Raw genomic sequence first — 9,089 nt, 5'->3', positions numbered from 1 at the left:
GTTACCAGTAAATAATATAATGTCAACTAATATTTAGCTTAGGCACTACTCAGCGACTTTAAAATTTTCTCCTCCTTTTTCCTCACCTACCTCTATACACTTCTCTCAAAGTGCATGAAGTCAGGAGTAGTGCCATTATTTTTTGGTTGTTATTGCAATTAATTATTGATTACCTATAATTTTTATTTCTTCTTCTAAATTTATATCAAATTTATTCTTTACCTTTTCTTTTGCTAAATTGATTAAATGCTCTAAATCTGATGCCGTTGCTTCTCCTTCATTTATTAAGAAATTGCAATGCAATTCGGAGAATTTTGCACCTCCAATTTTTATGCCACGCAATCCACATTGATCTATAAGTTGCCACGCTTTATGGTTAACTGGATTTTTAAAAGTCGAGCCTCCAGTTTTAGATTTTATTGGTTGAGTAGAAGATCGCTTTTCTTGAATTTCTTTAATAGCTTTTTGTATTTCATATTTATCTCCTTGTTTACCATGAAATCTTGCTTCGTAAAATAACCAATCATTAGTTAAATTTTTTCCGCGATAATAATATCCAATTTCATGATTTGAAAATATTCTGATTTCTGCTGTAGTCATGCTGATTGCCTTTGCTTCAATTAGTACTGATGATGTGTCATTGTTGTAGGCTCCTGCATTCATGGCCAATGCACCTCCAATACTTCCAGGAATTCCTGCAAAAAATTCAAGTCCTGCTATAGAGTTATTTGCTGCATAATTTGCCACATTTAAATCTAAGCATGCAGAGCCAGCTACTACATCACTCCCATTGTGGTGTACATAATTAAATCCTGCTCCCAATCTTATAATTACTCCTTTAAAACCACCATCACGAATTAATAAATTTGAACCAGCTCCCATAACAAAAGTTAGTATATCTTTAGGTTTATTGGACAAAAAATATTTTAAATCATCAATATCTTGTGGAATGAATAAAACATCAGCAATACTATGTGTCTTAAACCAACACATTTTGCCAACATTTGCATTTTCTCTGTACTTTCCTCTGATTTTTGGTAATGTGTCAATAAAGGACATCGTATATTATTAAAATATGGACACAGAAATTCTAAACATTAAAGATAGCATAGAAAAGTCTTTAGAGCTACTAAGAGGTTATCTTTGACTTAGACGTTGCAAAAAAAAGACTGCAAGAACTGTCGCAAAAAGCAGAAGACCCTAATTTATGGTCAAATCAAAATAAAGCTAAAGCAATATTAAAAGAAAAGACATATCTAGAGACGAATATTCAAAACATTATATCTATAAGTGAAAATTTACAGGCATATCTAGAGATGATTGAGCTTGCTGAAGCAGAGGGTGATGAAGAAATATATAAGGAGACGCTGGCACAATTAAAAGAATTAGAAAAATCTGTCAAAGTTCAAGAAATTGAATGTTTATTAAGTGGAAAACTTGATGAGAAAGGATGTTTTTTAGAAGTTCATTCTGGTGCTGGTGGAACTGAAAGTGATGATTGGGCCTCGATGCTAATGAGAATGTACCAAAGATGGATAGAAAGGCATAATTTTAAATATGAAATCATTGATAGCTTAGTTGGTGAAGAGGCTGGGATTAAATCAGTTACTTTTAAGATACATGGAAAAAATGCTTTTGGATGGTTAAAAACAGAAAGAGGAGTGCATAGACTTGTAAGAGTATCGCCATTTAACAGCGCTGGTAAGCGTCATACAAGCTTTGCCAGTGTGTGGATTTACCCGCAAATTGATAATGATGTTTCAGTTGAAATAATTGAAGCTGAGTTGAGAATAGATACCTACCGTTCCTCAGGTGCTGGTGGACAACATGTCAACACAACTGATAGTGCTGTAAGAATAACTCACTTACCTTCAAAAATAGTTGTACAGTGTCAAAATAGTAGATCGCAACATAAGAATAAAGAAGAATGTATGTCTATGCTTAAATCGAAATTATATGAATTAGAGTTAAAAAAGCTTGAAGATAAGGATGATAAAAAGAATGCAGAGAAAACAGAAATAGGTTGGGGTAATCAAATACGCTCTTATGTTCTACACCCCTATAAAATGGTTAAAGATTTGCGCACTCAGCATCAAACGTCTAATACCATTGCTGTTTTAGATGGCGATATTGATGAATTTATTCATGCTGTGCTTGTAAAATCAACTGCAGGTAAAGGACTAAAATTGCAATCTGAATAGAAAGTTAGAGCCTGCAATATTTTTATCGCAATGGGGCTTAAGAAAGATTTTTATTTTTTGTTTGAGTGAATTAGTAAAAATAGCGCTTAATTGTTTCTGGTTTGGGTTATATAGAAGTATCGTAGAGAAACTGAGCTTATTATTAAAATCATTATTCCGAGAAAAAGATAATAATAATTTATACTATTGTTCACGATAAAATTTGATGTTTGATAAAACATTGTTGATACCGAATATGCAGAAATGGTGGACCATAAAGCTGAAACTATTGCCCATTTTTTACCAATCTCATTGGATATAGCTCCAAAGACTGAAACACAGGGAAAATATATTAAAATAAATATTAAATATGACAAAACGGCAATTTTATTATCAAAATTGTTTGAAATATTTTTTATGACTTTATTGCTTATTTCGTTATCATCAAGATAATTCTTTTTAGTGATATTGTTATCTAAATAATAAAGTTTATCAAAATTATTTGTAAAAACGCGCACCATCTTTTCAGGTACACTTAAAAATGCTTTTTTATATTTTGCCAAGATTTCAATTTCACTTACTGAATTAAACTCATCAGATTCATTGGCATATAAAGAAACTAGGGTTCCAACTACAATTTCTTTTGCAAATATTCCAGTAATAATTCCGACAGTTGCTGGCCAATTTTTTTCCTCTAAACCCATTGGTTTTAAAATAGGGGTTACTCTTTTCCCTATTATATTTATAATGCTTTCATTGTTATATGTCCCAGCTTCATTTTTGATAGGAATTTTTACTGAATTTATTAAGTGAATAATAAAAAAAACTACTACAATAGTTTTGCCCGCTCCAAAAATAAATGATTTAGTTCTTAAAATACTACTATTTGTTATAACCCTTAGTTTAGGTAGTTTATAGTCTGGTAGCTCTATTAGCATATTAGAGTCAGCTATTTTTTGAGCCTCACTTTTTATCAACAGACCTGTGAATATTGCCATTAAAATTCCAATAATATACAGTGCAAAGATTATATTTTGTGTGTTATTTGGGAAAAATATATAACAAAAGAGGGTATATACAGCAAGTCTTGCCGTACAAGATACAAAGGGTGACATCATAATAGTTGAAATTCTTTTGTTATGATTATATAACACTCTTGTGCCTGTTATAGCTGGTACATTGCACCCTAATCCAACGATAAGTGGCAAGAAAGAATGTCCAGATAAACCCAGTAATCGCATAATTTTATTTGCTATGACTGCCGACCTTGCAATATACCCACTATCTTCTAGGAGAGAAAGGAACATGTACATAGCCGCTATAATTGGAATGAATGACGCAACTGTTTGAATTGCACCGCCTAGACCGTAAATTAGTATATTGAGCCATTCGGATGTATAAATTTTTGAGGCAATTAATAATGGTATGTCTATGAAGGTAGCCTCTGCTATAAGAGCGAAAAATTCCTGAAAAGCCCCGCCGATGTTTATACTAAAAACAAACATTAGATATAATACAATCAAAAAAATTGGCACACCTAATATTTTGTTTAACACGATATTATCTATTTTATCCGATAATGACTCATAATTAAGGTCCTTATGCTCACAAACTTTTTTGAAAAGCTTTTCTATAAAAGCATATCTACAATTTACTAAAACAAAATATGATGTTTGTCCAAATTCTAGTTCAATGTTGTTACAAATATTTTTTGCAAATTCTTTAACCCTGTCACTATATTTAGCATAATTACCTTCTAGAATTGAAATTTTATCACTATTTGATATTACACTAAATTCATCAGTATTTAAAAAATTTTCTAAATTTGAATAATGCTCTTTGATTTTTTTTGGATAAAAATCAAATATATCAACAACGTTTTTAATATCTTTATTTTTTAGTAAAAAATCTTTTAGTTTATTAATATCATCCGTTTTTTTTGCAGATACTTTAATGACTGGACATTTTAATAGTTTTGATAGTTTATTTTCATTAATTTTTATATTTTTGCTTTTAGCTATGTCATCCATATTCAAAACTAAAATAACTGGTATCCTTCTTTCAATTAATTGAAAAGTTAGATATAAATTTCTCTTAAAATTTACACTATCAACTATATTGATTAGACAATCAAAATCTCCTTCTTTTATATAATTAATTGTGATGTCCTGATCCAATGATGTTTTACCACCAATTCCTAAGGAATATAGTCCAGGTAAATCTATAAGTTGAATTTTATAATTCTTGAACTTAAATTCTCCCACCCTTTTTTCAACAGTTACTCCGGACCAATTACCAGTTTTTTGCCCTAAACCTGTTAATTGATTAAATATTGTGGATTTTCCAGAATTAGGGTTGCCAATAATACCAAAGGATATTTTTTTCATTTTGATATTATCTATAATCTAATTTACTACTTCATTAGTAATAAGTTTTTGCGCTATTGAATTGTCTAATGCATATTTAACGCCCTCACATTTTATTATGGATGAGCCAAAATTATTGTTTTTAAGTAATTTTATTTTTATTTTTGGCAATATTCCTAGCTCCATTAATTTGAGTTTTTGTATTTTATCCAGTGAAAAATGCTCTATTATAAAATAAGCTCCTTTATGTAATTTATTTATGGACTTGGTTTTCATGTAATTGCAATTGATAATCATTCTTGACAAGAAATTAGACCGAATCCCATATATTGTCAAGTATAAATTCACAAAAGTATTATGTGTTCGATAAGTTAATATCCGTAATCATTTTTTCTTTTCCACCTTGTCATTTTGATCAAATAGATTAGCTTTATTAAAGCTAAAAAAATCTTCTTCACCTTCTGCTTTATTGGGCAATTTTTTATCAAATTTACTTAATTTATTAAATTTTTGAAGTATATTGACCAAATCTTTAGGCTTTAAAATAATTGTTCCAACAACAAAAACTAATAGCAATTCAGATAATGATATATCAAACATCTGGAAAAATCTCTTGATAAGTTATTATAGCTATCGTATTTTAAACCGATTCGGTGTATGCTACTATACGCTATATATTCATGCAATAATTATTAATATGGATAACAAAATAAAATTAGCTTTACAGGATTTGCATGAAGCAATTATTAATAAGATCCAGGAAGTTAAATTTTTGGAAAGAAAAATAACAAGTCTTAGTATTGAAAATGCTAAGCTTCATGATGAAATAGATAAATTAAACAGAATTATAAAGCCTCAATCAGAGCAAAAAGATTTAGATATTAAAATGTCAGATAAAATAACTACTGAAACTTCAGTTATTCAATTTGAAAAAGATGATCGTTTGGTCAACGATGATGCGACTCAGGATATAGACATATCAATTAATCAATTAAAAAATATTTTAAATAGAAAATAAAATTCAAAATATGCAAGAAGTTGAATTAAAAATAGGGAATACTCAGATTAAGCTTTCGTGTGAAAATCCAAAAAAATTGTTAGATTTAACTGAAAAATTAAGCTCAAAAGTAGATGAAATAAAAAGCCACAGTAAAAACATATCAGATACTAAAGCATTCTTAGTTACATCATTACATCTAATAGATGAAATAGAAATTTTAAATAGAAATTTACAAGATTTAAAAGCAAATTTTTATGATCAATTTGAAAATGAGAAAAAATCATTGGCAAATGAGTATGAATTAATTGCAGAAGAAATTAACAATATATCTGCGTTATTAAAAAAATTGGATTCCTAAAAGCAATCTTTTCGGTAAAAATATTCATAAATGATTGACTTAGTAGGTTTTTATATTATATTTTGCTTAAAATGTAATCAATGAATAATAGTGTCAAAAAGATTAAATAGAAAGTATGGCATTAGTCGCCGAATTGGTGCAGCATTATGGGGCACAGATAAAGATCCATATAACAAAAGAAATTATCCGCCTGGTGTACATGGAACTTCAGGGTATAAGAAAGCAACTGAATATGGTACACAACTTATAGCAAAACAAAAGTTGAAAAAGTATTACGGAGATATTAGAGAAAAACAATTTAAAGCTATATATATTGAGGCAAGCCGTAGAAGGGGTGATACTGGTGAAAATTTGATTGGTTTATTAGAATCAAGGCTTGATGCGTTCGTGTATAGATCTAAATTTGTTCCTACTGTATTTGCGTCTAGGCAGTTCATAACTCACAAGCATGTAAGAGTAAATGGTAAAGTGGTCAATATACCAAGCTATAGGCTACAACCGAATGATATAGTTGAGGTAAATGACAAATCTAAAAAATTATTGATTGTTCTTGAGGCGAAAGAGAGAAGCGAAAGAGATACGCCAGAATACATAAAGATTGATAATTCTAATCTTCAAGCTACTTATCTTAAGGTACCAACTTTAGCAGAAGTTCCATTTCCAGTACAAATGGAGCCTAGTTTAGTAGTAGAGTTTTATTCAAGATAAATAAAAATTAATTATGGCACAACATAAATCAGCAATTAAAGCGCATAAACAATCTGTTAAAAGAGTGTTGAGAAATAAAGCGACAAAAAGTAAAATTAAAACATTTACAAAAAAAGTTGAAGAGTTAGTTAAGTTAAATGATCTAGCTAATGCTGCACCAGCCCTAAGGATAGCAGAGTCAACGATCATGAAGGCCGTTACCAAAAAAGTACTTAAGTTAAATACTGCTTCGAGAAAAGTTAGCAGGCTTGCACACAAGGTAAAATCATTAGAGAAATCAGTTGCTCCTGCTGGCTAATACATAAAATGCAAATTTGACAATGTGGTTAAAAAGTCATGTTGAGCAAGTAATTAAGCCTGTATTTGATAAACACACTACCCCATACTATAAAATACTATTTTACTGGGATTTGATTGTGGGGGATGACTTAAAGCATAAGATATTGCCACAAGATATTAAATTTTCAAAAAACAAGGACAATACTCTTACGGTTAAAATCAGTAATCACTGCAATATATTGAAGATTCAAATGATGATTCCTCACATCATTGACAAAATCACACGATATTTTGGATATGAGATTATTTCTAGAATAAAAATTATTGGAGTATGCACTAAACCTGCAAAAAAATTTATTGAGGAATTAAAAAAGCCTGCGCCAACAAATTCATTAAGCCAAAATAGAGATATCTTACTTGCAATAAATAAAAATAATAACAAAAAAATAAAGGAGATATTGATAAATATTGCACAAAATTTACAATAAATTTTGATTTTTTTCAACATTATTAATAAATAAATTATATTTTTTACATTAATTCATTTACATTGCTAAATAATTCGTGCAATAATTCTCCATCGTATAAGTAATTAAATTTAACTACCATGAAATCGAAAAATATATTTGTTTTGTTAATAGTATTAGTAGTAGCTTCTCTAGGTTATTTCTTTTATAAAAATTCTAAGACGCATCGTACAGTGCCAGAAGATACTAAAACAGCCGTAATTGATAATAGCTCCAAAAATGTAACTGATAATTCAGAAACCATTACTAAATCTGAAGTTAAGGATATTATCAAAGAAGAGCTAAAAGATAATCCTGAGATTGTTATCTCAGCAATTGAATCTCATGTAAGTAAACAACAAGATGCCCACAATAAAAAAGTTCAACAGTTAGTTGTGGATTTTAAAGAACAATTACTTAATGATGCAAATGATCCTAAGTATGGTACCCCCAACGCTAAAAATTCCATAGTTACTTTTTATGACTATAATTGTGGTTATTGTAAGAAAATGTCTGAGGTTATTAAGCAAATTGTGGATAGCAAACAAGATGTTTGTATAGTATTTAAAGACCTACCTATTTTAGGGGCAGATTCTTTAAAGGCTAGTCAATTAGCGATTGCTGTATATAAAATAGCTCCAGCAAAATATCTAGATTTTCATTTCGCATTGATGGATGATAACAGTGATACTAGCATTGATCAAAAAGTACAAAATATTTGTAAAACTTTAGATATTGATAGTGCGAAACTTTATAAAGAAATTGAAGATCCATCTGTTCAATCAGTGATAGACAAAAATTTAGAAGTTGCTAAAGGAATTGGTTTTAGATCAACTCCAACTATAATAGTGAATGAGCAATTAATTCCTGGCTATGTAAACTATGATAAACTCATGAGTATTATTAATAACGTTAATGGCAGCGACGTAAATAATAGCGGTAGCAATGACGTAAGTAATAATGCTAATAATGCAGAGGTATCCGATAAAAATGATGTATCAAGCGAAAAAATGGATGATAAATATCAGGATGTAAATAGTCCTGTCTCTAATCCTGAGCAACAAGAAGAAATCAGTAATAATACTAACAGCAATTAATACAGCAAAGTTGAAACCTCATTTTGATTTATTTTCATGATGAGGTTTTCTTTTTGCTTGAGCCAATAGGTAAAAATATTAAGGTTAGTGGCTATGTTAAAAGGGCACCGTCATGTATCTTGAAAAAGCAAGAATAAATACTTGTAAATAAGTTGTTATGAGATTAGCTATTTTATAACGGCTGGAAGGAGTGATTCTGAGGCGTCGTCAAGGCATTAAGCCTGGTAACTTGATAAGAACCTCCTTCCATAAAAGTCTAAAGTTGGACGGTATCTTAGAAAAACCTAAATAATAGGTTTATTCTGTATTCACATGGTTAGCTTTAAACTTTTAATATTATTAATTTAGGAGGCACAATATGTCAAATGTATTAGGAATAGATGTTGGGAAAGCAGATATTATGGTTGCTTTATTAGTTGATAAAGGCCGTTGCATAAATGCAAAGCAAGGAAGATATGCAATAAATGAATTTAAAAAATTAGATTCATATAAAGAAGAACGATAAGTTTGGTATAAAAGCTGATAGAATAATAGGAATTCAAGAAAGTTAACAAAATATTATGCTAAATTAGCATGTTGCATGCCGATTTGCTGA

The 9,089-nt window shown here is 29.7% G+C and carries 12 protein-coding genes; 8 read left to right on the top strand and 4 right to left on the bottom strand.

The annotated features are described in order from the left end of the window. Positions 1–162: 162 nt before the first annotated feature. Positions 163–1,059 (bottom strand): UDP-N-acetylmuramate dehydrogenase, encoded by an 897-nt coding sequence (gene murB / locus L8D11_RS01795; RefSeq protein ID WP_236869968.1) that lies wholly within the window; start codon positions 1,057–1,059, stop codon positions 163–165. A 16-nt stretch (positions 1,060–1,075) separates the two neighbouring features. On the opposite strand from murB, the gene prfB reads away from it, so the two are divergent. Next, positions 1,076–2,201 (top strand): peptide chain release factor 2 gene (gene prfB / locus L8D11_RS01790; protein ID WP_236869967.1). Its coding sequence is split into 2 segments (ribosomal slippage): positions 1,076–1,144 and positions 1,146–2,201, totalling 1,125 coding nucleotides; the frame shifts between segments, so codons are not numbered across the junction. An 86-nt stretch (positions 2,202–2,287) separates the two neighbouring features. Here the strand turns inward: prfB and feoB are convergent. The 3 genes from feoB to L8D11_RS01775 form a co-directional block, all read right to left on the bottom strand. Continuing rightward, positions 2,288–4,567: a ferrous iron transport protein B gene (gene feoB, locus L8D11_RS01785; RefSeq protein WP_236869966.1), complete on the bottom strand. Its 2,280-nt coding sequence runs from the start codon at positions 4,565–4,567 to the stop codon at positions 2,288–2,290. Between the two features lie 18 nt (positions 4,568–4,585). Next, positions 4,586–4,822: a FeoA family protein gene (locus tag L8D11_RS01780; RefSeq protein ID WP_236869965.1), complete on the bottom strand. Its 237-nt coding sequence runs from the start codon at positions 4,820–4,822 to the stop codon at positions 4,586–4,588. Positions 4,823–4,930: 108 nt separating this feature from the next. Then, positions 4,931–5,146: a Sec-independent protein translocase subunit TatA/TatB gene (locus tag L8D11_RS01775; RefSeq protein WP_236869964.1), complete on the bottom strand. Its 216-nt coding sequence runs from the start codon at positions 5,144–5,146 to the stop codon at positions 4,931–4,933. A gap of 97 nt (positions 5,147–5,243) precedes the next feature. Between L8D11_RS01775 and L8D11_RS01770 the strand changes: the two genes are divergently transcribed. The 7 genes from L8D11_RS01770 (at position 5,244) to L8D11_RS01740 (ending at position 8,999) form a co-directional block, all read left to right on the top strand. Next, positions 5,244–5,564: a hypothetical protein gene (locus L8D11_RS01770; protein ID WP_236869963.1), complete on the top strand. Its 321-nt coding sequence runs from the start codon at positions 5,244–5,246 to the stop codon at positions 5,562–5,564. A gap of 10 nt (positions 5,565–5,574) precedes the next feature. Further along, on the top strand, positions 5,575–5,904 hold the full coding sequence (locus L8D11_RS01765) for a cell division protein ZapA (RefSeq protein ID WP_236869962.1): 330 nt from the start codon (positions 5,575–5,577) through the stop codon (positions 5,902–5,904). Between the two features lie 90 nt (positions 5,905–5,994). Further along, complete coding sequence (gene rpsD, locus L8D11_RS01760; protein WP_236869961.1) at positions 5,995–6,612, top strand: 30S ribosomal protein S4; 618 nt, start codon at positions 5,995–5,997, stop codon at positions 6,610–6,612. 13 nt (positions 6,613–6,625) lie between these two features. Further along, the gene (gene rpsT / locus L8D11_RS01755) at positions 6,626–6,910 is read left to right on the top strand and encodes a 30S ribosomal protein S20 (protein WP_236869960.1); all 285 of its coding nucleotides are present in this window, start codon (positions 6,626–6,628) and stop codon (positions 6,908–6,910) included. Between the two features lie 22 nt (positions 6,911–6,932). Continuing rightward, entirely contained in the window at positions 6,933–7,379 is a 447-nt protein-coding gene (locus L8D11_RS01750; protein ID WP_236869959.1) for a DciA family protein, read from the top strand. A 119-nt stretch (positions 7,380–7,498) separates the two neighbouring features. Then, positions 7,499–8,494 (top strand): DsbA family protein, encoded by a 996-nt coding sequence (locus L8D11_RS01745; RefSeq protein ID WP_236869958.1) that lies wholly within the window; start codon positions 7,499–7,501, stop codon positions 8,492–8,494. A gap of 358 nt (positions 8,495–8,852) precedes the next feature. Further along, a complete protein-coding gene (locus L8D11_RS01740) occupies positions 8,853–8,999 on the top strand; it encodes a hypothetical protein (RefSeq protein ID WP_236869957.1) in 147 nt (48 codons plus the stop codon). The last annotated feature ends 90 nt before the right edge of the window (positions 9,000–9,089 follow it).

The sequence above is a fragment of the Candidatus Bandiella numerosa genome (assembly GCF_021811875.1).
Taxonomy (GTDB): Bacteria; Pseudomonadota; Alphaproteobacteria; order Rickettsiales; family Midichloriaceae; genus Aquirickettsia; species Aquirickettsia numerosa_A.
This window is presented reverse-complemented; position numbering and strand designations above follow the sequence as displayed.

Coding starts and splice junctions, on each gene's coding strand:
- murB (WP_236869968.1), bottom strand. CDS start 1,059: ATGTCCTTTATTGACACATTACCAAAAATCAGAGGAAAGTACAGAGAA.
- feoB (WP_236869966.1), bottom strand. CDS start 4,567: ATGAAAAAAATATCCTTTGGTATTATTGGCAACCCTAATTCTGGAAAA.
- L8D11_RS01780 (WP_236869965.1), bottom strand. CDS start 4,822: ATGAAAACCAAGTCCATAAATAAATTACATAAAGGAGCTTATTTTATA.
- L8D11_RS01775 (WP_236869964.1), bottom strand. CDS start 5,146: ATGTTTGATATATCATTATCTGAATTGCTATTAGTTTTTGTTGTTGGA.
- L8D11_RS01770 (WP_236869963.1), top strand. CDS start 5,244: ATGGATAACAAAATAAAATTAGCTTTACAGGATTTGCATGAAGCAATT.
- L8D11_RS01765 (WP_236869962.1), top strand. CDS start 5,575: ATGCAAGAAGTTGAATTAAAAATAGGGAATACTCAGATTAAGCTTTCG.
- rpsT (WP_236869960.1), top strand. CDS start 6,626: ATGGCACAACATAAATCAGCAATTAAAGCGCATAAACAATCTGTTAAA.
- L8D11_RS01750 (WP_236869959.1), top strand. CDS start 6,933: ATGTGGTTAAAAAGTCATGTTGAGCAAGTAATTAAGCCTGTATTTGAT.
- L8D11_RS01745 (WP_236869958.1), top strand. CDS start 7,499: ATGAAATCGAAAAATATATTTGTTTTGTTAATAGTATTAGTAGTAGCT.
- L8D11_RS01740 (WP_236869957.1), top strand. CDS start 8,853: ATGTCAAATGTATTAGGAATAGATGTTGGGAAAGCAGATATTATGGTT.